General features: G+C 33.1%; 19 protein-coding genes. 1 reads left to right on the top strand and 18 read right to left on the bottom strand.

All coding sequences use genetic code 11. The features are described from left to right. The first annotated feature begins 65 nt into the window (after positions 1 to 65). The gene (locus QE431_RS02655; RefSeq protein WP_307292266.1) at positions 66 to 1472 is read left to right on the top strand and encodes a DUF4403 family protein; all 1407 of its coding nucleotides are present in this window, start codon (positions 66 to 68) and stop codon (positions 1470 to 1472) included. Positions 1473 to 1490: 18 nt separating this feature from the next. Here QE431_RS02655 and QE431_RS02650 read toward each other — a convergent pair whose 3' ends face one another. The 18 genes from QE431_RS02650 to QE431_RS02565 all read right to left on the bottom strand — a co-directional run bounded on the left by QE431_RS02650 (position 1491) and on the right by QE431_RS02565 (position 24391). Continuing rightward, positions 1491 to 1754, bottom strand: coding sequence for a hypothetical protein (locus tag QE431_RS02650; RefSeq protein ID WP_057117428.1), 264 nt, complete (start codon positions 1752 to 1754; stop codon positions 1491 to 1493). Then, a complete protein-coding gene (locus QE431_RS02645) occupies positions 1744 to 2328 on the bottom strand; it encodes a DUF420 domain-containing protein (RefSeq protein WP_307292263.1) in 585 nt (194 codons plus the stop codon). The genes QE431_RS02650 and QE431_RS02645 overlap by 11 nt, the downstream gene beginning before the upstream one ends. 2 nt (positions 2329 to 2330) lie before the next feature. Continuing rightward, positions 2331 to 3017, bottom strand: a complete 687-nt coding sequence (locus QE431_RS02640; protein ID WP_057117430.1) for an SCO family protein — start codon at positions 3015 to 3017, stop codon at positions 2331 to 2333. A gap of 12 nt (positions 3018 to 3029) precedes the next feature. Next, positions 3030 to 3671 carry a hypothetical protein gene (locus tag QE431_RS02635; protein WP_307292261.1) on the bottom strand — a complete coding sequence of 214 codons (642 nt, stop codon included), beginning with the start codon at positions 3669 to 3671 and terminating at the stop codon, positions 3030 to 3032. A 78-nt stretch (positions 3672 to 3749) separates the two neighbouring features. Further along, positions 3750 to 4100, bottom strand: a complete 351-nt coding sequence (locus QE431_RS02630; protein WP_057117432.1) for a cytochrome C oxidase subunit IV family protein — start codon at positions 4098 to 4100, stop codon at positions 3750 to 3752. 19 nt (positions 4101 to 4119) lie between these two features. Next, a complete protein-coding gene (locus tag QE431_RS02625; RefSeq protein ID WP_057117433.1) occupies positions 4120 to 5106 on the bottom strand; it encodes a cytochrome c oxidase subunit 3 in 987 nt (328 codons plus the stop codon). 42 nt (positions 5107 to 5148) lie between these two features. Continuing rightward, positions 5149 to 5736: a cytochrome c oxidase subunit 3 gene (locus tag QE431_RS02620; RefSeq protein WP_057117434.1), complete on the bottom strand. Its 588-nt coding sequence runs from the start codon at positions 5734 to 5736 to the stop codon at positions 5149 to 5151. Between the two features lie 2 nt (positions 5737 to 5738). Then, on the bottom strand, positions 5739 to 6641 hold the full coding sequence (gene cyoE, locus QE431_RS02615) for a heme o synthase (RefSeq protein ID WP_057117435.1): 903 nt from the start codon (positions 6639 to 6641) through the stop codon (positions 5739 to 5741). A 156-nt stretch (positions 6642 to 6797) separates the two neighbouring features. After that, on the bottom strand, positions 6798 to 8918 hold the full coding sequence (locus QE431_RS02610; protein WP_057117436.1) for an energy transducer TonB: 2121 nt from the start codon (positions 8916 to 8918) through the stop codon (positions 6798 to 6800). 19 nt (positions 8919 to 8937) lie between these two features. Next, positions 8938 to 9681 carry a deoxyribose-phosphate aldolase gene (deoC, locus tag QE431_RS02605; RefSeq protein WP_281867928.1) on the bottom strand — a complete coding sequence of 248 codons (744 nt, stop codon included), beginning with the start codon at positions 9679 to 9681 and terminating at the stop codon, positions 8938 to 8940. Positions 9682 to 9796: 115 nt separating this feature from the next. After that, on the bottom strand, positions 9797 to 10180 hold the full coding sequence (locus QE431_RS02600; RefSeq protein ID WP_057117437.1) for a VanZ family protein: 384 nt from the start codon (positions 10178 to 10180) through the stop codon (positions 9797 to 9799). Further along, positions 10173 to 10553, bottom strand: a complete 381-nt coding sequence (gene gcvH, locus QE431_RS02595) for a glycine cleavage system protein GcvH (RefSeq protein WP_057117438.1) — start codon at positions 10551 to 10553, stop codon at positions 10173 to 10175. Before gcvH ends, QE431_RS02600 begins: the two co-directional genes overlap by 8 nt. 85 nt (positions 10554 to 10638) lie before the next feature. Next, positions 10639 to 17883, bottom strand: a complete 7245-nt coding sequence (gene sprA / locus QE431_RS02590; protein WP_307292248.1) for a cell surface protein SprA — start codon at positions 17881 to 17883, stop codon at positions 10639 to 10641. Between the two features lie 24 nt (positions 17884 to 17907). After that, positions 17908 to 18489 carry a Holliday junction branch migration protein RuvA gene (gene ruvA / locus QE431_RS02585; RefSeq protein WP_057117440.1) on the bottom strand — a complete coding sequence of 194 codons (582 nt, stop codon included), beginning with the start codon at positions 18487 to 18489 and terminating at the stop codon, positions 17908 to 17910. Between the two features lie 78 nt (positions 18490 to 18567). Then, entirely contained in the window at positions 18568 to 20859 is a 2292-nt protein-coding gene (locus QE431_RS02580; protein ID WP_307292240.1) for an NADP-dependent malic enzyme, read from the bottom strand. Positions 20860 to 21014: 155 nt separating this feature from the next. Continuing rightward, the gene (locus QE431_RS02575) at positions 21015 to 21440 is read right to left on the bottom strand and encodes a CBS domain-containing protein (RefSeq protein WP_057117442.1); all 426 of its coding nucleotides are present in this window, start codon (positions 21438 to 21440) and stop codon (positions 21015 to 21017) included. 940 nt (positions 21441 to 22380) lie between these two features. Further along, a complete protein-coding gene (locus QE431_RS02570) occupies positions 22381 to 23985 on the bottom strand; it encodes an OmpA family protein (RefSeq protein WP_307292237.1) in 1605 nt (534 codons plus the stop codon). Then, positions 23936 to 24391, bottom strand: a complete 456-nt coding sequence (locus QE431_RS02565; protein WP_307292235.1) for a M48 family metallopeptidase — start codon at positions 24389 to 24391, stop codon at positions 23936 to 23938. The genes QE431_RS02570 and QE431_RS02565 overlap by 50 nt, the downstream gene beginning before the upstream one ends. Position 24392: the final 1 nt, after the last annotated feature.

Raw genomic sequence — 24392 nt, 5'->3', positions numbered from 1 at the left:
GTTACACTTTTTTAATAAAATATGATTGTTTTCGTAATTTTGTTTTGATTTAAAAATTCACATTAATGAAGCTTTCTTCAATTATTCCAATGTTTATAGTACTTGCAGTACTAACAAGCTGTTCTTCTACTCAAAAATTAGAAACATTAAAACCAGAACCAGACGACGCAAGTCCGTTAGTCTACGACAGCAGTCCTTCGTTTATCAATTTACCCATTACGATTAAACTTAGTGATATTGAAAATCAGACAAATGCTCTCTTAAACGGATTAATTTATGAAGACAATACTATCGAAGATGATGATATTGAAATGAAGATTTGGAAACAAGCTCCAATTAAAATTCAAAATGACCCATCGAATACAGATAAGAGAATAAAAACAATCTTACCGCTTAAAGCTACCATCAAGTATCGTATTGGCACCAAAAAGTTAGGAGTAGAATTATATGATGTTAGGGAATTTAATCTAAATGGGATTATAACATTGTCCAGCGAAACGGCTCTAACTAATTGGAAACTTACCACCAAAACCGAATTCAAATCTCTTGACTGGAGCGAGAGTCCAACAATGAGCATTTTTGGTAAAAATATGCCGATTACGTATTTAATAAATCCCGCAATTTCTATTTTTAAAGATAAATTAGAAAAGAAAATAGATGAAGCTATTGAAAAATCAATGGATTTTAAACCAAATGTACTTCAGGCAGTAGAAAAAATCTGCACGCCTTTTGAGATGAGTGACACTTACGAAAGCTGGCTGCGAATTGTTCCCATCGAAATTTATTCGACAAATGCCAAACTCAAAAATGATTCTTTCTTACTCGATATGGGTATGAAATGTAATATGGAAAGTATTGTCGGTAAACAGCCTGACTCTAAATTTAACGCCAGTAAAATTGTTCTAAAGCCTGTTACTAAAATTCCAAATCAGATTTCTGCTAATATTGCTGCTATTTCAAGTTATGTTGATGCTTCAAAAATTATGACCAAGAATTTCGCTGGTCAGGAATTTGGTTCTGGCAGCAAAAAAGTAACGGTTAAAAATGTTACAATCTGGCATAAGGACGGCAAAATGGTAATTGCATTGGATGTTTTAGGCTCTATAAATGGAACGCTTTATTTAAATGGATTTCCACAATATAATCCACAAACCAAGGAAATTTATTTCGAAAAACTAGACTATGTATTAGACACCAAAAGCAGATTGATGAGAACTGCCAATTGGCTTGCACAAGGATACGTTTTACGAAAAATGGAAGAAAGCTGCAGATATTCTATTCAGCCTAATTTGGAAGAAGGTAAAAAAAGTATGGCAGGCTATTTAAAAAACTACTCTCCGATGCCTGGTGTATTTGTAAATGGAAAAATGGAAGATATACAGTTCGATAAAATTCAGCTTACCAATCAAGCCATTATTGCTTTTATAAAAATAAACGGAACTGTAAATGTTTCCGTTAACGGACTTAAATAAAAAAAGCAGTGTAAAATTTTACACTGCTTTTTGTTTTTTAGATTGATACATTCGATAAATCAAATATCCTATTATCATTACCAGTAAATACGGAATGGCCATTAAATAAACAATTCCGTCATTAACTGCTTCTGCTTTCTTGGTATTAGAATCACCAGACAAAGCGGCGCGGCACATTGCACACTGAGCATTTGCTGTAATTCCTATAAAGAAAAGACAAATTACAAACAGAAAAGTTTGAAACTTGAATTTTCCTTTCTGTATTTTATCTTTAGTTAGCATAATATGGTGAAATCATTAAAAAAACTATTACTCCAGTCACAGCAACATACAACCAAATTGGAAAAGTAATCTTAGCTATTTTTCTATGTCTGTCAAATCTCTGCGCCAGTGCTCTTACATAAGTAATTAGGACAAGCGGAATAATTGCTATTGACAGTAAAATATGAGTGATCAAAATAATAAAATACAAGTATCGAATTGAGCCCACTTTTGCACTCTCAGCCAAATCAAGAACTCCATCATGATTTAAATCACCAAATTTAGTGGAATCTGCTGTCATGTGATAAGCCACATACATAACCAAAAACGCTACAGATAAGGCAATTGCAAAAGTCATTAATCGCTCGTGTAATTTCTGGTTTCCCTTTTTTATTGCTAAAACGGCCCAAACCAAAACAATAGCTGTAACTCCATTAATTGTTGCATAGATGGGAGGCAGTACAGACAATGGCTCTACATTAAAACCAAAATCTTTTAGTTTTACTCCAAACAAAATTGCAACAACAACGGGAATTACAATTGAAACAGCAATAATTAATTTACTATATTTTTTCTCTAGATTATTATCTTCCATTTTTATTCTTCTAATAAAATTTTAATGTCTTGTTGAATATCACGAACTCCTTTTTTATCCAGACCATCATAATAAATAGTTGGATTTCCGTAGTTATCTTTTCTGCAACGAATATTACCATCTTTATCAATCAAGGCAAATAAACCAGAATGCTCAAATCCGCCGCTAACTTTATCATTTTCACCAGCATAAAGATTAAAACCTTTGTTTGATAAATCCATAATTACATTTCTATCTCCTGTCAAGAAATTCCAATTTGAAGATTTTACACCAAGCAGCTTAGCATGATCTTTTAAAACCTGCGGTGTATCATGTTTTGGATCAATTGTAATAGAAACAATTCCAAAATTAGGATTTCCAAAAAAAGCTTTTTCAATTTCCAGCATACTCATATTCATTTTTGGACAAATAGAAGGACATGTTGTAAAGAAGAATTCTAAAACGTATACTTTTCCTTTATAAGTATCATTTGAAATTTTGACATTATCTTGATTCGTCAATTCAAATTTTGGAGCTGGCCCAATTGTCAAAAGCTTTGCTTCTTTTGAAGATTTAGAACCAACATTATCTAAGCGGTTTCCTTTTACGACTTCACCATTTTTTACTCGATCTACAATTTTAGGAACTGCATAAATCCCAAAAATCAAAATGATAAAGGAGATTCCTATATATGATTTATTTTTGAACATTATAAATGAATTTTAAAGTTGCTTTGTGGCGTTATGATTCTTCTTTAAAGCGGCGCGGTATTCGTATAAGATAATTTTAAAATCATCCAGCATTTCATTGCTTAGCTCTGACGGATGAAAAGTATCATACCCTTCCTTATACTCGTCTTTATCTTTTCTTCCTCTTAAATTGCGTTCTTTATCAATGATATAAACATTTGAAGTTCCAAGATTCTGATTTAGTTTCTGTTTTAAATGAAGCTGATCATAGAATTTTTGAATTTCATCATCTGAAGCAAATACGAAATTCCAGTTTTTAACATCTGTAAAAGGAGATAAAGCGTCAATAATTTTCTGAGCTTCTTTTTCGGTACCAAGCGGACATAAAACTACAAACTGAAGATCTTCAAAACCATTATAACGTTTATAGATTTTTTCATTTAAGTTAAAATAATTCCCTCTATTGTCTAATATATTTGAACCTGAAAAACCAAGTACAGTTATCTTTTTATCAAGAGAAACTTTTTTTCCGTTTAATGATTTCCAATTTCCGAAATCAGCAACTTTTGGTGTTATTACAGGAAGTGTTGTAAAACTATTTACCCCAGAAGCAAAAAATAAATAAGCTACAATTGGCAGGACAAAAAGTACAAAGAGAACTATATTTTTTTTCATTGTATTAACGGAAATTATTGAGGTACAAAAATAAAAAAATCCCGATGTTATCGGGACTCTTTTCGAATTAATATCATGTTAAAAATTCCATTTAATAGTAGAATCTTTAAAAACCCCATAAATATAATGTCCTTCTGTCAATAGAATAAACAATAAATATAAAACTAGGAAGATAACAGGAGAAACAACAGACCATCTAAGGCTGCTTTTTTCACCTTCCATGTGCATAAATGCCCATACAATATAATATGCTTTAAAAACTGTAAGGATATAGAAAATCCAGTTTAATAAATTCAATCCAACAAAATGAGTGAATTCTAATGATGCAGGTTTGTAGATACCTAATATAACTTCTACTGTAGTTACTACAGAAAGTAATGCGAAAACAAACCAGATTCTTTTTGTATTTGATACGTGCTCGTGTGACATAATGATTAAATTCTAAAAATTAAACTAGGTAGAAAACTGTAAATACAAATACCCAAACTAAATCTACGAAGTGCCAGTATAAACCAACTTTCTCTACCATTTCGTAGCTTCTTCTCTTCTCGTAAGTACCTAATAATACATTAAAGAAAATGATGATATTAATAATAACTCCTGAGAATACGTGGAATCCGTGGAAACCTGTAATAAAGAAGAAGAAATCAGCGAATAATTTATTACCATATTCGTTTCTAATCAAGTTAGCACCTTCTACAACATATTTAGCATTTGCTAAATGAGCTTCAGATTCTTCTCTTGATAAAACAGTCTTTTTCTTTTTATCAGTAAGTTTTTCTGTTCTAATTAAAATTTCTGGATGAGCTTTAAATCCTGCTTGAACTTCAGCAACTGTGTAAGTTGGAAGAGATTGTGCATCTTCCATAAACCAAGTTGAATGACTTCTTGTTAAAGCTTCTCTTTGTTCTGGCAATTTAACAGCAAAGTCAGCCAAAGCTACTCTTTTACCATCTTTATCCACAAATTGAAGTAAACTACCTCCAACTGTTTCAACTGCACCATATTCACCTTTAATGAAGTTTTTCCATTCCCAAGCTTGAGAACCAACGAAAATTAAACCTCCAATAATAGTTAAGAACATATAAATTGCAACTTTTGTCTTTTTCAATTGGTGACCTGCATCAACAGCTAATACCATTGTTACAGATGAAAAGATCAAAATAAAAGTCATTAAAGCTACATAATACATTGGAGCCGCAACACCATGCATAAATGGAAAGTGAGTAAACACTTCATCAGCCAAAGGCCAAGTTTCAATAAATTTAAATCTAGAAAAACCGTAAGCTCCTAGAAATCCAGAGAATGTTAAGGCATCTGATACGATAAAAAACCACATCATCATTTTTCCATAACTTGATCCTAGTGGCTGGATCTCATGACCGCCTCCCCAAGTTTTTTCGTCGTTGTTTGCAGTAGTAACTGTCGCTCCCATAAAAGATATTCGTTAAAAAGTTCCCAAATTTACGTTTTTTTCTTATTTAAAGAAAAATAAAAATAAAAATAAATATACCCATAATAAATCCAAAAAGTGCCAATACATCGCACCTAGTTCTATACCAAGAGTTTGAGTCGAATTGTATTTTTGTTTAAAATGATTATAAATTATAATTAAAAGTGAAATTAATCCGCCAGCCAAGTGTAACAAGTGCGTAACCGTTACAACATACAAGAAAGTTGTAGTAATTGAACTACCTTCTCCTGTAAAATAATATCCTTGTTCAACGATTTGTCCAAATCCTTGAAATTGTAACACTACAAATAAAATCCCTAACGCTAAAGTTCCCAAAAGCAATCCCGTAACAGCGCTTCTGTTGTCCTTTTGGATGGCTTTTTTAGCCAGATAAAAAGTAACACTACAAGCAATAATTACAGCTGTACTCCAATAAAACGCAGAAGGCAGCTCAAAATTCTTCAACCAGTCTGCTCTTGATTTACTTACTACAAATGCACTTGTTAATCCAGCAAACATCATGGTCATACTAACCATCGCAAAAAGAAGAATCAGTTTTGCTGATTTCGACTTTCTTACTTGTTCTTCATTTGTTGTCATTGTCATTTCCATAACTATCTTAAAAATTTATCTACTATATATACAATTTGTAAAAGCGAAATATAAGAAACACTTACCAGCATTAATGTTCTAGCTGCTTTGGCAGTTCTTAACTTGTACAAACGAACTGCATAAAAAAGCATCCAAATACCTAACAGAAAAACTAAAATTGCTGCGATTGGAGAAATAAATAATTGTCCTGTAAAACCTAAAACCGGCAGCAATGATGCTATTATAAGCCAAATTGTATATAAAATAATTTGTAATGCTGTTCCTTTGTCTTTTTTACCTGTTGGCAGCATAAAAATCCCTGCTTTCTCATAATCTTCATATAAAAACCATCCGATAGACCAAAAATGCGGAAACTGCCAGAAAAACTGAATTAGAAACAAAGTTCCTGCTTCGATGCCAAATTCTCCTGTCGCCGCTACCCAGCCCAGCATAAATGGAATTGCTCCTGGGAAAGCTCCAACAAAAACAGACAAAGAAGTAACCGTTTTTAATGGCGTATAGATACTTGTATACAAAAATATAGATATTGCAGCAAACATTGCCGACTTTGCATTTATCGTATAAAGAAGCGCAATTCCTAGAATCGTAAGCAGGCTTGCTACTAGCAAAGCTACTCTTGGCGACATTCTGCCTGAAGGAACTGGACGATTTTTAGTTCGATCCATCAACGAATCGATATCTTTTTCTATTACTTGGTTAAAAGCATTTGATGCCCCAACCATGCAATATCCTCCAACTGCTAAAACAGCCAAAGTACTCCATTTAAATGGATGTTCAGAATCAACTCCTAACAAATATCCTGCAATAGAAGAAAATAAAACACTAATAGCCAATCCAGCCTTAGTAATCTCTTTAAAATCTAGAAATATTGATTTGATTGATAATGTATTTTTTGCAGCGTTCAATACCGTTGTTGTTTGTGTATTTTTTTGAGTGCTGCAAATGTACAAATTAGATTGTAGAATTTAGACCTATAAAAATAGATTTTTTTCAATAAAACCTTTACAAATTAAGAACTCGCCATACTTTAACACTATTATTTCGAAAAATCTTATTAAAAACTAGTAATCAAAATACCAATTGAAAATATCTGAACGCAAACCTATACTAAACCAAGTTGTACTTTGCTTAAATGTTGCAGCAGTTTCCTGCGTTGGGTCGAAATTTCGATAAATTAAACTTCCAAATAATTTCAAATTTGTCATCGGATTAATCAAATATCCGCCTTGAATATCCGCGATGAAAATACTTGTTTTATTTCCCTGCCCTACTTTTACACCTGTATTATAAGGACGGTTTTCATCATAGCTTTTATAAATATTACCGCCATAGTTATACGAGTCTTCAGCTGTGTCAAAATCTAAACCTCTTGTTCCCATTGTAAATTTAGCATCTCCAAACAAACGTCCTTTATGGTAGCGGCCAATCACAATTAACTCTTTAAAGTTTCCTCCCCATTGGTGCCCAACGCTTTGATTATTGTGTCCGTAATTTGTAATAACAGCGCTATGAGAGTACACATAAGGACGTACATGGTTAAATTCTACCTGAAACAATAAATCTTTTACATTAAATGCATTGAAATATTTTGCTCCAAGCTGGAATCCAAATTTATTTTTCCAGCTTTGATTCCCTGCTCCAACATCCGAAACAGAAAATTCATCAATCAAAAATTGAGAATATAAATTGATGTTATTATTCCATTTGTACTTACCTGTTATCCCTAAAAGCGCATTTCCGCTTCTAGATGAAGATCCAAATTCTACTGCACGATAAAAAATTATAGGGTTCACAAAATTAATATCAAAACCTCTGTTGTTGGTATTTGTCCAGACTACAGATTCAAAGAAACCTAAATTTAATCTATTTGAAACATTCCAGCTCAAATAATGGTTTGCCATGAATTTTGTCGCATATGTTCTATCTACCGTTACCTCTGGGCGAACATCTTTCATCCACATATAAGTATTGGTATACTTAATTTTCCAGAAATTGGTATTAATTTTAAAATAAGGATAAGGACTTGCTCCATCGCTTTCTAAAAGTGAACGATAACCATCTCCTATAAAATTTCGGCCATACCCCAATTGCAGATCAAAAATTTTGTTTGGTGTAAACGTGATATTGGCATCAGCCAAAGGAAAATCATAAGCATCTGTTTTGAATCTTTTTGCAATCCCAACTCCTGGAATTATCGCAGGATTTCCACCAGATGGCTTGATTGACTCTGCATAATCATTAAAATAACCTGCAAATCTCCCTTGACTTTCAAAAAATGTAGTTGTAAAATTGATCTGTTTTCCTAAACCTCCTCTAAAATTCAATGCTCTTGTATTTACATAAGTATATGATGCATCAAGATCTGAAGCTTTACCCATTTGCAAATCGACAATAGGGTTCAAAGAAAACCAGTAATCTTCTCCTTGAATCTGTACTAGATTTTCGTTCCACCATTTTCTTCCCAGCCAGGTTGAAACATTTTTCTGCAAAGACTCATTAACAGCTTTTAAGTTATAATACTTAGAAACCTCAGCATACGTATAAGGTTTAGAAGCCGTATGATTATTGCTTCCCACTTGGTTCATTGCCGCATCGAACTGAGCATAATAACTGTGAGAAAAAGGAATATTTAAATGACTTTCAAATTCTGGATTATTGTATTTTTTATATACAATGCTATCCAGCTCTGTCATTGGTTTTTCAATTGGCTTTAAAATTTCAGATGCTGCCAAAGCTTCAGCAGCAAGCTGCTCTGAACTTTTAAGCGGCAAATCGATAGAAATTGTATATTTAGAATAAGTAGCTTTTCCGTTGTAGGTTGACGGCTTTATTTTTGGAAATTTTTCAAATACTCGTTTTGCTTCTTGAGACAATTCATCATTTGCTGCTGATACATAAATTACTTTAAATTCTCCTTCTGCATTCACTTCAAAAAGTACTTTTACTGCACCTTTATAATTATTTTGCTTTAAGTTTTCTGGAACTTGAAAATTATTAAATACAAAATCCTGAACTTCTTTATAAAAACAATTTTCTAGTTTTTTACCTTCTAAGTTTTCGCAGTTAGGAAAAACAGGAAACATTTCTGCCGTAAAACCCGGTTGAACTGAAGCTCCATTTTGCTGTGAAGAAACAATGAAAAATGAAAAAATTAAAACAAGGGATAAAAAAAACTTATTCACTTAAAATATAGGTATTTATTTAATATTGATTTGGGGAATTTTCTCCGTTTGAAATTGCTTTTGCCGCTGAAGTTCCTATGCGCTTAACTCCTAAATTGATCATTTCTGATGCTTCTTTATAAGATCGCACACCTCCAGCTGCTTTTACCGATAAAGGTGAAGCATTTTCAAGCATTATAATTATAGTTGGAATTGTCGCTCCATTAGGAGCATTGTTATCTGTTCTATAAAATCCTGTTGAAGATTTTACAAAAACTGAAGCAAAGTCTTCTTCTTGAAAATTTGAAACTACAACATTTTTTATCAAAGCCGATAGTTGAATAATTTCTTTATCTGTTAAAGCCGCAACTTCTATAATCCATTTTACAGTTTTGTTATTCGCTAGACCAATCTGGGTTCCAAATAAGATTTCTTGTTTTATTAAATCTATTTCCCCATTTTTAAAAGCTTCATAATTACAAACAAAATCCAGATCGTCGGCTCCATTTGCAATTGCTTCGTTTGCTTCTTTAATCTTAGTTTCAAGACTTGACTTCCCTTCTGGAAAATCAATTACAGTTCCTACTAACAAAACAGAATTGGCTTCTGAAATCATTTCTTTAGCAAGAGAAACATATTCTGGCCGAATCATAATTAATTTAAATCCTTCTTGAATAGCTTCTTGAATGGCCTTTTTAACCACAATTGTATTTTCTGCTTCAGAAAGACCAGCTTGCGATGCAGTTTTTAAATATGTGGAGTCTAAATATTGCTTTACATTTATCATGATCGAAGTTGCAGAAAACCAGCACAAAAGTACATTTTATATTGATAAAAAACAGCGTTTTAAAAGTTTGATTTTCTTGTAGAAAAAAACCCACCGAAGTGGGTTTCTAATATTATATTTTATTGATTTGCTTTTTAAAGGCTATAGCAGAAAAAACTGCCGTGAACGCCCCAAGCGCATTTGCTAAAACATCTGCAACATCCGAAGCTCTGGTAACTGTAAGAGCAGCTTGCAGGATTTCGATTGTAATTCCAAAAAAAACAGAAAAAATAAACGAAATCAAATAAGCTTTATAATCGTCTGCTTCTTTTCCTTTTAATTCTTTTTTGAAAAACAAAATCCATGAAATTGTAAATCCAAAGTGGAAACAGAAATGTACAATTTTATCAAGACTTGGAATATTAACTGCTGGTAAATTACCCGAATCTGTCAAACAGAAATAAGCAATAATTCCAGAACAGACAATCGCCCAAAGTAATAATAACTGTTTAGGCACCGATTAATGTTTTATAAGCTTCATCAGATAATAAAGAATCGATCTCTGATGCATCAGCAATTTTAATTTTAATCATCCATCCTGCTCCATAAGGATCAGAATTTACAGTTTCAGGAGCACTTTCTAAGTCTTCATTAAAAGCAATGATTTCACCTGTTAATGGTAAAAATAAATCTGAAACTGTTTTTACAGCTTCAACAGTTCCAAAAACTTCATCTTTTGAAAGTGTCTGATCTAAAGTTTCTACCTCAACATACACGATATCCCCTAACTCTTTTTGTGCAAAATGAGTAATTCCTACAGTCGCAACATCTCCTTCGATGCTAACCCATTCGTGATCTTTTGTGTACTTTAAATTTGCTGGTATGCTCATAATAGTATGTTTGAAAATTGATAATTTAAAATTTAAGCCACAAATGTAATAATCTTCTAATGAAATTTAGTTTAGAAACTAAAAATTAATTTCCAAAATTATAACGAAGTGTGAAACCTGATCTGATGTTAGTTAAAGGAAATGAAGTCGAAATAACTGCTTTCGAGAACGAATGATCATAATAAAATATTGCTGTCAAGTTTTTACTGAAAGCATAATCAGCAGTCAACTTTAAGGTCCAAATATTTTGTCCCGCAGCCAGCTGATTATTATCGTAATCTAAATACCTAACTAAAGTTTCATTGTTTCTATATGAAAAATCAGCTTTGATATTAATATCACTTTTAATAATTCCAGTTGGATTATCTGCCAATCTTGAAGAGAAAATTACATCTTTAAAACGATATCCTAACCCAACAACATACTCTACTCCTTTAACTTCTGTCAACAAATTGTTGTCAAAACTCATCGATAAGGCTCGGTCTTTTTTAATTTCCGTTAGTAAACGAAGTGAACTCTTCAGCTCAAAATCAACTCGAATAAGCGGACTAAACTGCTCTACCAAGTTAACATTCGACATAATTGTTTTATTAAAGAAATTCGAATTGACATCCTGCCCGTTAGGATTTTCTAAATAATCAAAGTTCGATCTAAACTGGCTGATTGTATATGAAGCCCTGTAATTATGCTGTAAAGAGAAACGTTTAAAATGATCTTTAAAATATTTATAACGCATCAAACCATTATACTTCACAGTCCAGTTCGGGATAGGGAAACTTCTAAAAATACTTGTCGAAGCATTTGAGGCATCACTTCCTGTATAAGCTGCTAAAAACGAAGGAAGCAAGACTGCCTGATTACTTTTACTAAATCCTATTGGATACCCATCATTTGACTGGATTAACTTTCTTTGACTATTATTTGGATTTGCAAGATTATCCAATGGAGCATTCGGATCTTCAGTTGGAAGAGTAGACGCATCATATCTAGGAATAACTGCTCCATAATGATCTTCCGCTAAACGATTTGCAATTATTAAACGATTATTTCTAAAATCATCAAATGCCGCAGACTGCGTTTCATTACTTGTTGAAAAAGCAGTTTTGATCAATACTGTTGAAATAGAAAACATTCCGTATGTATATGGAGATAAAGGCACATACTGATTTGTTGCAGGATCTACGCTATATTGCTCAGATGAATTTTCAGAATACGCACGATCCATATTTAAATCAATTTTCAAATCAGGAAACAAATCAACATTTGCTGTAATTTTCAAAAGTTTATTACTTACCTGAGTATAATTTTGATTAAAATTTTGATAATTGGTCAACCATCCATTTTTGGCCGCTTCGTAACGTATGTCATCCTGACTACCAAATACGAATCCTAATGATGGTTTTGATGTACCAAAGAAACCTACTCCTGGTATATATCCTGGCAAAACAGTACCGCTGTTTTTAGTATAATTAATTTGAATGTTCTTAACACTTGTCAAAACTCCAATTAAACCGTCGTAAAAAGGACTTCTACTTACTGTTGGCTTCGCAGTGTTTACAATTTTTTCACCTGGCTTAGGTGGTGCTGTTGGTTTTGTTTTCGCCGCTGTTTTAGAACCTGGCGTTAGACCTAAATACTTATACAACGTGTTCATATTTAATGTTGTAGTTAAAGTATTTGAATTAGCATTTTGGATTGTATTTCCTAAATCCCACAGAGTTGTCGATCCATCTGGATTTTCTTCTTCATATTGCGAAAATGCTGTTGAAGCTCTTTGCCAATTATAATCGGCAGTATAAGAATAAGTTGCTTTTACGAAACTGAAAATTGGAATTTTATTAATTGGTATATCATAATTTAAAACCAATTGCTGCAAATGCTGATTTGGTGTACCGATATCAAAATAATCGTCCCAAATATTAAAGTCTTCTTTTGGCGAATTATCGTCATTCAAAAAGTTCCTAACAATATTATTCGATGCTGCAGTATAATTTAATTTTAATGATTTTGTCAGATTGAATCCAAAACCATATTGATAATTGAATGCAAAATTTCTTCTGTAAAGCGGATCAAGACCAATACCTTCTACATCAACTTGTCGATATTGCTGGCGATTACTTTGTCTAATAATATTTGTATTAAAAGAGATATTTGAAGGAAGATAATTAAAATTGAAATCACTCAATAGTTTCCAATATTCACTTGTTTTCATGAATTTGGTCTGCTTGAACGGAACCACTTCTTTCGGCTGGAATGTATACGCATAATTCACGGCTGTGTTCGATTGCTCATCTTCATAATCTTCTACTTCATAATCATGTCTTTCTACTTGATTATAAGATTGGGAGAATGTAAAGTTTTCTACATCATAAACATGAGGTTTCTGCTCTTGGGCTCTGTCTTTTCGTACTCCAATAAAGTTAATACTCTTACGCTTAGTATAATCTACTGCACGTGTTCTAATATTATCTTTTTCTGCTGGATCTGTTGTTTCTGCAATTAACTGTTTCAGTTTAATATCCTGATTAAACGGATCGTATTCTGGTGTAATAACTTCTTCTCCAATTGCATAATTGAACGGAAGATTAATTCCCCATTTCTTAGGCAGTAATTTTCCTAAATTTAAGTTTGTTACTATGTTATATTGTTGAATATCTTCACGATCTCTTTCATTAGCCCCCTCTTCAAGAGAACCAAAACCAATGGTACTCTTTTTACCTGATGCTGATAATGTCATCAAATCGGCCATATTGGTATCGACATTTAACAAGGCTGCCATACCGCCTTTGTTTTCCAAATCAGACATACGAAGCTCGTTAAACCAAACTTCTCCATTAATGTTTTTATGATCTGCAGCACTTTTTACTCCAACCATTAAATTTCGCACTAAACCAAAATTCGGATTTCCTTTTATACCTAAAGTCAATTTACCGTCTTGGTCACCTCCTTCTATAGATGGATCTCTATCTGGATAGTAAATACCATTTACATCTCTTCTTGGGTCATTAGGATCAATCTTCATTGCCAATATTTTCATTCTGGTCAGCAAAGACAAAGCCACGTCAATATTATTTTCTTCCAGCCAAACCAAATCTGGACTTATCTCACATGATCCTCCAGTATTTGTTACTTTTAATGGAATTTCAATCTGATAAAAGTTTTGCGTAAAGTCATTACCAAAACGAATAAATCCAATCATTTCATTATCTAAAAGCTGGCTATCATTTGGAAGTGATTCCGCATGAATGAACATTTTCAACTTTTTGTATTGACGCATATCAACACTTACATTTTTGAAAACTGCTCTAGAATCTTGATATTCTAATCCTGAACCTCCAATTCTTAATGCTAAAGACTGCTCATTTTGGTTAATGATTGTATTGTTGTTATATGCCTGTTCTCTTTGAACTCCTGGCGGAATAACATAATTTACTGGGCATTTAGTCCCATTTTCCTGAATATTAACTGCCGCAACATCAAACTCAGTTCCGTCGTTTTCTGGATTTGTATCATTAGCATCTAACGTTCCTGTATATCTTCTCCATTCTCCTCTAACTAAATCTAACGCTCCAAAACGAACTGTCATTTGATCATTAAATCCAGTCATAAACATACGCATGAAACGAATCGATCTAAAATCTGTAATATTTCCAATAGTATTTTGTGGCTGCGAAACTGGGATTTTAAATTGAATCCATCTTGCATTTGTTGTGCTTCCGTTTGGAAGTTCGACATTGTTTACTTCTCTAATGTCTGTAATATAATTTTGTCCAATCTGCATTCCTGGTCTTAAATCAATACTGTATTCATAATACGCATTGATTGTACTCATTGTATTATCACGGTTGATATCTTCAACGTCTGGAAGAGTTGTAGAACCACGATTCGGATCATCTACACTTACTGCAGAGTTCCCCTCAGTTCCATTATATTTTTTATAGCGATTTAAAACGCCGCCATCTGTATTTAAATAATAGGTGTAATCATCTGCTGCTGGATCACTTTCACCAGCGTAATTATTATAAATAGAAGCTTCTTTTGAATTCGGAAGTCCATCTAAACCAACATCTTGATTTCTACGATTATCCGGATTGGTGTCAAAAGCATAAATTAACGATTGTGATGCAGGCACATCTCCCCAAAGTGGCTGCGGATTTACCATTACCTGATCTGGTCCTAATCCGTTTTCATATTGTTTTCTGCCGTCTTTTAAAACGTCTTCTGAAACTTCTCCTAAGTTGAAATAAATTTTACCTGTATTGGTCGGCTGTGATTCTCCTGTTCCAACATATGGATCCAGTACCCAAAACTGAATATATTCTACATTTCCCTGCTCAAAATTGGTTGAATTCAGCGCACGCATAATTCCTCCAAAATTGGTCGAAGGACTACTTGCCCCAAAATTTGGATTGTTATTGTAAGGTCCTCTATCTGATGGATAATACGTTAAATCTAAAGTATTAACTACTTGAATTTGTCCTTGAGCAATATCTGTATTCGGATAAAGCTCTCTACTATAGATTCTTCTTGTTGAATTTAAAGACAAATCGTCATTGGAAATTCCAGAAGGTTTTGATGCATAAAAGACTGGATCGATGGTATACCATGCTAGCTTTGCACGTTTGAAACCATAATCTAACGTATTAGAACTTGCATTAAATGTATTATCATTTATTGAACCAATATATGGAGTCGAAGATAAACTCCATGCATATGCAGATCTCATATCAATAGTTGTCTGAGAACCTTCAAAATCATCTATGTAAATAGTTGCCTCACCTTCAAAATCACTGGCTTTTGGTGCATCTGGTTTTAAAAATGCAACTTCTCCACGAATGGAAAGATTAGAAGGAACATCGGTATCAACGTTTGGAAGCTTATTGGCTAATCTAGTTAAAAATGGAACTTCTGTAGAGTAATTTCCGTTAAAACCAAAAATAGTATTGTTTACAGATTCCTGTCCGTAGCTTGATTTTTGAGTAAAAGGACGCTCTGTCATCTTTAAAAAGGTTGCCCCTAAAACAAAATTTTCAGACATTTTACGTTCAATATTAAATCCCATAAATCTTCTAGTCTGCTGTCCAAAAATTGAATTATTTTCTAAGGAAACTTCAATTGGTGTATTGGAAGCTTGAAGAGAAGGATCTAAAATCTGCACTCTTCCTAATTGATAATCAACACTATAATCGATACCTTCAACCAAAACCCTTCCTGCCGCAGTTACTACAACAGAACCTTGCGGAACGTTGAATGCTCCAATTGGAATACCATTACTTCCCGAAGATTTGTATTTTCCTCTTAATAAAAATTTGTTTTTATCACTATCCTGTAACGCACCAGCTTGTGTACTTCTGTAGATATTTCTGAATACATATTTTTGCTGATTTGGGTTATAGGTAGTTGGATCATTATAATTTTCTCCAGATCCTGTATTTTGTAATTTTCTAAACAAAAGTTCTCCAAAAGGCTCTTTGGTTGTAAAAATAATTCGAGCATTTTGTACATCGACAGTTACTCCTGGAACATAATCAAAAAAACCGTCCCCTCCTGTCTGCGGATCATTGGTAGAATTTAAACGATCTAGATTGAAAACATTTAACAAAGGTGTCTGATCTACTTTATCGTCTGGCGCAGGATTTGCAGGAAAAGAACTCCCTGCTACTGGTGTTATATAATTTATTGGTGATGGATCTGTGTAAAGAATGTTTAGCCTGAAATCTTCTTGCTTGATTTGATACGCCTGTGGAATTTGATAAACATTTTTCATCATCAAGTTCCAAACTGGATTATTAACATTAGTCAAACTGCTTTTCAGCATTTTTAAAACCAAACTCTGCGTTACAATGGCTTGATTAGCGTTATTGTTTCCTGTAACTACAGTTGCATCTACACCATCGCTTCCGAATTCTCCAACTTGATATACTTTTCCTCCAACAGTGTATTCAAAGGCAACTGCCAAAATTTCGTCATTGGCCAGACGCTGCTGCAAAGAGATATAACCTAATTGTGGATTAAAAGTATATTCGTTTGTTGTTAACTTTCTAGCATTTTCTAAAACAGAATAATCGGTACCTTCGCTTACATTTGCATTGTTAAATCCAGAACCAGCAGTAACAATCTCCCTAATATTAGAATTTAAATAACTTCCTACTTGCCCGATTGTTGCAGGATTGTATTTATTATTCGTATTATCTGTTGGAGAATCTATAGGATTATTAAAAAATCCTGCCGAATTGGTAATCACTACAACTTCATTGTCTGGCACGCCGCTAACTTGACCTTCACCTAAATCTTGAAGCGCAATAATATTTCTTAAGTTATTATTGTTTGTCGTTACTCTATTCTGTTTATTGGTAACCCATACTTCTAGTCTTGTAATTTGAACACGGCTGTCAATAAATGGATAATTTCTTAGGGATGAATCGTATTTATTTCTAAAGTATTGTGACAAGAAGAAATGTCGGTCATTATCGTAATCTAATGCGAACAAATCAAAGTTTTGAACTGTTCCTCCACCTTCTGCGACTATACTTTTGGTTTGAGACTTCTGTTCTGAGAAAACTCCGGTAATAGTTGTTTTACCAAATTGTGCTTTTACTTTTGCTCCAAATAAACTCTGTGCACCTCGAATAAGTGTACTATTAAGAGGCATGCTGACGTTACCAACTTCTACACTTTGTATTATATCATCTTCTGATGGAGTATACGCGAGTTTAAATAAGTTTTGAAAGGCAAAAGTTGACTGCGTATCGTAATTGGCATTTACCTCAAGACGAGTTCCTATTTTACCCATTAAACTCATACTGATTCTTTGATCAAAATCAAAAGTCAGGCTGGATCTGTTTCTTGGAGAAAATGAAGGATTGTCTTGTTTGGTATAACGCAAACCTAGATCCATTTCGACTGATCCTGTGGGCTTTACATCAATGGTATTACTTCCAAAAATACTTTCGAACAAACTGGAATTGATATAATATCTTGGAAGTAAATCTTTTTTTGCGGCTTCGCTTCCTGTTTTTTTACCATCAATTGCATCTGATTTTTTTCTAAAGTAATCTCTTCTAGATTCTTTTAGAACTAAATCTTCGTATTCTTTTGGAGTTAAAATTAAAGGGTAATTGATTGAGAAACCATCAACAGAATTGGTATAAATATAACGATCTGTAATTGGATCGTATCTATAAGCTGATAGTATACTTGGTGGATCTGCAATTTCAATTTTACCAACTGAAAACTGAGTTTTAGTTGTATCTTGAGTTGCCGGGGTGACCTGCGCACGCAAAACATTACCGCAGAGTAAGACCAGCAACAAAATACAAATTTTACGCATAGAATTCTTTTATATAAAATGAATTTATAAGCTTTTTAAAGCTTTTTTGATGATTGTTTCTACTGTAGCTTCTGGATCTTCTTTAACGATCTTTTCTACTACTTTTTCAGACGCTTTACGAACAAAACCTAAAACTTCCAAAGCAGATAACGCTTCATCTCTATTTGTATTGTTTTGAACTACTGAAACTTCATCCAAATCGTACAACTTTAACACTTTTTCCTTTAAATCAAGTATAACCCTTTGTGCTGTTTTGTTCCCAATCCCTTTTATAGATTGAATTACGCCTACATCTCCTGATGCGATCGCATTTATAATTTGTTTTGGTTCTATTGACGAAAGCATCGTTCTCGCAATTCCTGCACCGATTCCTGAAACAGAAAGCAGCATTCTAAAAATTTCGCGTTCCGATTTCTCTGCAAAACCATATAAAGTATGCGCATCTTCTTTTATTTGAAGATGCGTATACAATTTTATATTTTCAGAATTTGGTATTAAAGAAAAGGTATGCAGTGATATATTCACCTGATAACCAACTCCTCCACAATCAATTACAACTTCTGTAGGATTTTTTTCTACTAATCTTCCCTGCAAATGTGCTATCATAAATATACTTTATTAGTATCAAATATAATAAAAATGCCATAAAATTACGACAAAGTTATTCAATCCTTGTTAGAACGTTTATTGTGAGATTTTATTTTTTTTGTTTTCTTTTTCCTGTGCATCAATCACAGCGATTGCAGCCATGTTTACCATTTCTTCTACGCTTGCCCCTAATTGGAAAATGTGAACTGGTTTACCCATACCCATCATAATTGGTCCGATTGAATTCACTTTATACAATTCTTTCAACAGTTTATAAGTGATATTTGCTGACTCTAGATTAGGGAAAATCAATGTATTTACTTTTTTACCAGCTAATTTAGAGAATGGGAATTTCTCCTGCAACATTTCTGGATTTAAAGCAAAATCTGCCTGAATTTCTCCATCAACGATCATTTCAGGATGATTTTTATGTAAGTAAGCAACAGCTTCTCTAACTTTTGACGCGCTTGCGCTAGATGAAGAACCAAAGTTTGAGAATGAAACCATTGCAATAACAGGCTCAATACCAAACATTTTTGCTGTTTTAGAAGTCATAATTGCAATGTTAATCAAATCTTGTGCAGATGGATTAATGTTGATTGCAGTGTCTGATAAAAACATTGGCCCGCGAGAAGTAAGCATCATGTTTGCTGTTGCAATTAGAGAGGCATTATGTGCTTTTTCTATTAATTGCATCATTGGTTTTACAACAGAAGGATAGCTTCTAGAATATCCAGTAACTAAAGCATCTGCTTCACCTTCATTAACCATCATGGCTGCAAAATAGTTTCTTTCGCGCATGAATTTCTCAGCATCTAATTTTGAAACACCTCTGCGCCCTCTTGTTTCCCAAAACGAATTTGCAAATTTATTACGTCTTACTTCTTCTTCATCTGTCTTAGGATCAATGATTTCTAGATCAGCATCAAAACCTAATTCTGCTTTCAATTCTAAAATCACTTCTTTGTTTCCTAATAAAATTGGGAATCCAATTCCGTCTTCGTAAACAATTTGTGCTGCTTTTAATACATTTAACTGATCTGCTTCAGCAAAAACAATTCTTTTAGGATCTAATTTTGCACGATTTGTAATCAATCGCACCATTTTATTATCATTACCCATACGCTCACGAAGATTATCTTCATAAGCTGCCCAGTCTGTGATAGGATTTTTTGCTACACCAGATTCCATTGCTGCTTTTGCTACTGCAGGCGCAACAACTGTAATCAATCTTGGATCAAATGGTTTTGGAATGATATATTCTTGTCCGAAACCTAATTTGGTTGCACCGTACGCTACGTTAACCTGCTCTGGAACTGGTTCTTTTGCTAAAATAGCCAACGCTTTTACGGCAGCCATTTTCATGTCTTCGTTAATTTTTGTCGCTCTTACGTCTAATGCTCCTCTAAAAATGTAAGGGAAACCTAAAACATTATTTACCTGATTAGGAAAATCTGAACGTCCTGTCGCCATAATAACGTCTTTACGCGTTTCTACAGCTAAATTATAATCGATTTCCGGATTCGGATTTGCCATTGCAAAAACGATCGGGCTTTTTGCCATTGTTAGTAACATTTCTGGCGAAAGAATATCTCCAGAAGATAATCCGATGAAAACATCAGCATCTTTTACTGCATCTGCCAAAGAAATTTTTGGTCCGTCGACAGCATATTTTAATTGTAAATCTGAAAGTGCAGGATTGTCTTTTGTTAAAAGTCCTTTACTGTTGAACATTAAAACATTCTCTACTTTCACGCCCAATAAAACATATAAATCAGTACAAGCGATTGCTGCAGATCCTGCTCCAGAAACTACTACTTTTACATCTTCTGCTTTTTTACCTGCTAATTCAAGTGCATTGATTAAAGCTGCTGAAGATATAATAGCTGTTCCGTGCTGGTCATCGTGCATTACCGGAATATTTAATTCTTCTACCAGTCTTCTTTCGATTTCAAAAGATTCTGGCGCTTTAATATCTTCAAGATTAATACCTCCAAAAGTTGGAGCAATATTTTTTACGGTTTGAATAAATTCTTCAACATTTTCGGTGCCGATTTCGATATCAAAAACATCAATATCAGAGAATATTTTGAATAATAAACCTTTCCCTTCCATTACAGGTTTTCCTGCTTCAGGGCCTATATTTCCTAGTCCTAAAACAGCTGTACCGTTTGAGATTACGGCTACTAAATTTCCTTTTGCTGTATATTTATAAACGTCATCAATGTTTTCTGCAATTGCTAAACATGGTTCTGCAACTCCCGGCGAATAAGCCAGTGATAAGTCTCTTTGGGTTGCATATTTTTTTGTTGGAACTACCTGAATTTTTCCTGGAGTCGGCTCTGAATGGTACAGTAACGCTTCTCTTCTTTTACTCTCTTTGTTCATTATTTTTAGCTTTTATTCTAGCTTACAAAGATATAAGTCTTGTTTTAAAATGGCGTATTTTTAGCATTTTCTTTTCTTAAAATCCATTTTGATAAATAAAAAAAGTCCAATAGAAATTGGACTCCTTTTAAATTTTTATTGTTTTTAAGTGTGCTTTATTGAGAAATATAAGAATTCAAATGATTAATGGTGTCTTTTTGAATTTCTATAATTGCCTTAACAACATCGCTTATTGAGATTATTCCGACTACTACCCCATCTTCTAAAACAGGCAGGTGTCGGATTCTTTTTTCGCTCATAAGTTCCATACAATCTTCAAGATTATCTGAAAGTTTAACTGTAAAAACATTACTTTCCATAATCTCATGAACAAAAGTTTCTTTAGAAGATTTATCTTTTAGAACAATTTTACGGGCATAATCTCTTTCAGATAAGATTCCTTTTAAATTATTATCGTCAATAATTAAAATTGCTCCGATATTTTTTTCTCCCATTACTTTTAAGGCTTCATAAACCGTTAAATTCGAAATAACGGAATAGACATTTCTTCCTTTTGCTTTAAGTATTTGATCTACAGTCATAATGAAAAATTTTTAGGTTTATAAAGTTAAAACAAAAACAAACACGATTTGCAACGAAATCGATTTTTTAAAAACATAAGCAATTCATTTTAAACATAATACATCAAAATTTAGATTTTCAAAATTATCCACTAAAGAAAGAAACTTTTTACAATTCTTTTTTGAAGAAAATTTGATTTTTTAACGTTTAGGATTCACATTGTGTAAATAATAATCAAATGTCCCGATGGGACAAAATGCATGGCGATATTTTGGGATTCTACCAATCATTAACTCCTAACGGAGTTATTTTGCAGAATTAAATATTATGAATTAGCAACTCATTAGAAGTTATGGCATGATACAAGAGTGATTATAATCATCGTAATATTATATCTGGATGTTTAAAAGAATATTTATTCCTCAGGGATTAAATCAATACCATTAAAAATATTGAACAGCAACTCCGTTAGGAGTTATGGGTTGGTAGAAAAAATAATGATAATCATCACAATATTATCTTTTAGGGATATATGAAAGCACATTAAAAACAAATCAGAGACTCCGCTAGAACCTATGGATTGGTAGAAAAAATAATGATAATCATCCCAATATTATCTTTTAGGGATATATGAAAGCACATTAAAAATAAATCAGAGAATCCGCTAGAACCTATGGATTGGTAGAAAAAAAAAAATTGTAACCATCAAAATATTATTCCTCAGGTGTTATATCAGTACCATTAAAAATATAGAAGAACAACTCCGCTAGGAGTTACGGGTTGGTAGAAAAATAATGATGATAATATCAATATTATCCCGTAGGGATATCTGGAAAAACATTAAAAGTATAACCATGCCAAAATTCAGAGCATTTTTTTACAAAAAACCCTTTTCTAAAATTTAGAAAAGGGTTCTATGATTGGATTTGGAATTTAAAAAATTGAAAATTTCCTTTTTTTTTACATTGCTACAATAATAAACTCACTTCTTCTATTTTGCATGTGTTGTTTTTCGGTGCACTTAACTCCGTCTGCACATTTGTTTACTAATTGTGTTTCTCCATAACCTTTGGCAGATAAACGTTCTTCGCTTATTCCTTTTTGTACCAGCCAGTTTTTTGTCGATTGTGCTCTTTTTTCAGAAAGGATCTGATTGCTTTCTGATGACGAACGGCTGTCTGTGTGTGAACGAATATCTAGTTTCATTTTTGGATATTCATTTAAAAGATTTACCACTTTCATTAACTGTGGTTCTGATGTCTTTTTGATTGTTGCTTTACCCAAATCAAAAAAGTTCATTGGCAGATTTAATAGTTTTGCCAAATCTGCCCCCACTTTTATCGATCCTAATTTTACTGGACTTATTGCAACTTTTTTGATTTCTATTTTTTTCGCAGCAAGAGGAACAAACACTTTGTTTAATGCAATCATTAATGTTGTTTCTCCGTCTTTTTGAATATTTACAGCAACTTCTTTTGCGTTGTAATCTGTTTTGGCTGTTCTAATGGTATATTTTCTGCCGCATTTTACAGCAGGAAAAATGTAATTTCCTTTTTCATCTGTAACGATTGTTCCAACTGGATCAAACTTGTCATTAAATAAAGTAAGAGAAGTATTGGCCAGCAGTTCATTAGATTCAGCATCTGTAACTGTTCCTGTTAAGTTTTGCTCACAGATTAATCTTCTAGTTTCTGTAAATCGATAAATATCATCTAACCCTTGACCGCTATCTCTATTGGAAGAGAAAAATCCGTTTCTAATTTTACTGTCAATGCTAAAAGCGAAATCGTCTTGTTTACTGTTTACAGGTTCCCCAACATTTAAAACTTCATCAAAAGTTCCGTTTGCTTTTATTCTAACAGCAAAAATATCAAGTCCGCCTAAACCTGGGCGTCCGTCAGATGCAAAATACAATTCATTGTCTCCAGAAATAAAAGGAAAGGTTTCTCTTCCTTCGGTATTAATTGAAGGTCCTAAATTTTCTGGTGTCCCAAATGTACCGTCTTCATTAATAGTTACTTTATAAATATCTGACTGGCCAAACGTTCCTGGCATATCAGACGCGAAATACAATATTTTTTCGTCTACACTTAACGCTGGATGTGCAGTACTGTATTGGTCGCTGTTAAACGGAAGTTCTTTTATGTTTTTCCATTCTTCGTCAATCCATTCTGCTTTGTACAATTTTAAAAGCGTTACATTTTTATCGTTGCTTCTTCTCTTGCCATCAGTAAAGTTATTTCGGGTAAAATACATTGTACGACCATCTTTTGTGAAAATCGGACTTGACTCATTGAATTTGTCTTTTTTTCTTTTTATTAAAAGTTCAGGTTTTCCAACACTTCCGTCAGGCATTAAAACAGCTGAATATAATCTAGAGAAAGATCTATTTGTCCATTGAAAATTAGTCTTAACCACTCCGCCTGTATCGCGCGCCGAAGTAAAGATTATTTTGTTATTATAAGTAGTGCTTCCGTAATCTGAAAAATGAGAATTAACTCCCGCATCTCCAATTTCAAATCGACCTGAATTTTCTTTTATTTCCTCTAAATAATGTTTTATCATTTCGAATTAAATCGGCTCTCTTTTCTAAAACCGCTTTTTCATTAAATTTCTGTAGAATTTCATACGATTTACGATAGTTTCCAGCTGATTTTAAAGATTGGGCGTAACGGTATAAATATTCAGATTCTTGGTCTGGGTTTATCATAAATAATTGTTCATACCATTTTAAGGCACTTTTTAATTCTCCATTAAAATAATATGAGTTTGCCAGACGCTGAATCAAGCCTTCGTTATTAGTTTCTGTGGTTACTAAGTTTTCGTATACTTTTATTGCATCTGCGTAAGCATATTCACTGTACTTTTTATCTGCATATTTTACATTCATATTTGTGAATGGATGTTGTGCATTCACATTTAAGAAAAAGCCTGACAGCAAAAAGATCAAAATTAATTTGTTTACTTTCATA

The organism is Flavobacterium sp. SORGH_AS_0622 (genome assembly GCF_030818825.1).
In the GTDB taxonomy this organism is placed as follows: Bacteria; Bacteroidota; Bacteroidia; order Flavobacteriales; family Flavobacteriaceae; genus Flavobacterium.
The sequence above is the reverse complement of the archived record's forward strand: the minus strand, read 5'-3'. Positions and strand labels throughout refer to the sequence as shown.

Bases quoted from the DNA above. Each gene is read 5' to 3' on its own strand.
- QE431_RS02655 (WP_307292266.1), top strand. From the start codon at position 66: ATGAAGCTTTCTTCAATTATTCCAATGTTTATAGTACTTGCAGTACTA.
- gcvH (WP_057117438.1), bottom strand. From the start codon at position 10,553: ATGAGCATACCAGCAAATTTAAAGTACACAAAAGATCACGAATGGGTT.
- QE431_RS02650 (WP_057117428.1), bottom strand. From the start codon at position 1,754: ATGCTAACTAAAGATAAAATACAGAAAGGAAAATTCAAGTTTCAAACT.
- QE431_RS02620 (WP_057117434.1), bottom strand. From the start codon at position 5,736: ATGGAAATGACAATGACAACAAATGAAGAACAAGTAAGAAAGTCGAAA.
- QE431_RS02640 (WP_057117430.1), bottom strand. From the start codon at position 3,017: ATGTTCAAAAATAAATCATATATAGGAATCTCCTTTATCATTTTGATT.
- QE431_RS02570 (WP_307292237.1), bottom strand. From the start codon at position 23,985: ATGATAAAACATTATTTAGAGGAAATAAAAGAAAATTCAGGTCGATTT.
- QE431_RS02625 (WP_057117433.1), bottom strand. From the start codon at position 5,106: ATGGGAGCGACAGTTACTACTGCAAACAACGACGAAAAAACTTGGGGA.
- QE431_RS02630 (WP_057117432.1), bottom strand. From the start codon at position 4,100: ATGTCACACGAGCACGTATCAAATACAAAAAGAATCTGGTTTGTTTTC.
- sprA (WP_307292248.1), bottom strand. From the start codon at position 17,883: ATGCGTAAAATTTGTATTTTGTTGCTGGTCTTACTCTGCGGTAATGTT.
- ruvA (WP_057117440.1), bottom strand. From the start codon at position 18,489: ATGATAGCACATTTGCAGGGAAGATTAGTAGAAAAAAATCCTACAGAA.
- QE431_RS02645 (WP_307292263.1), bottom strand. From the start codon at position 2,328: ATGGAAGATAATAATCTAGAGAAAAAATATAGTAAATTAATTATTGCT.
- QE431_RS02575 (WP_057117442.1), bottom strand. From the start codon at position 21,440: ATGACTGTAGATCAAATACTTAAAGCAAAAGGAAGAAATGTCTATTCC.
- QE431_RS02565 (WP_307292235.1), bottom strand. From the start codon at position 24,391: ATGAAAGTAAACAAATTAATTTTGATCTTTTTGCTGTCAGGCTTTTTC.
- QE431_RS02580 (WP_307292240.1), bottom strand. From the start codon at position 20,859: ATGAACAAAGAGAGTAAAAGAAGAGAAGCGTTACTGTACCATTCAGAG.
- QE431_RS02635 (WP_307292261.1), bottom strand. From the start codon at position 3,671: ATGAAAAAAAATATAGTTCTCTTTGTACTTTTTGTCCTGCCAATTGTA.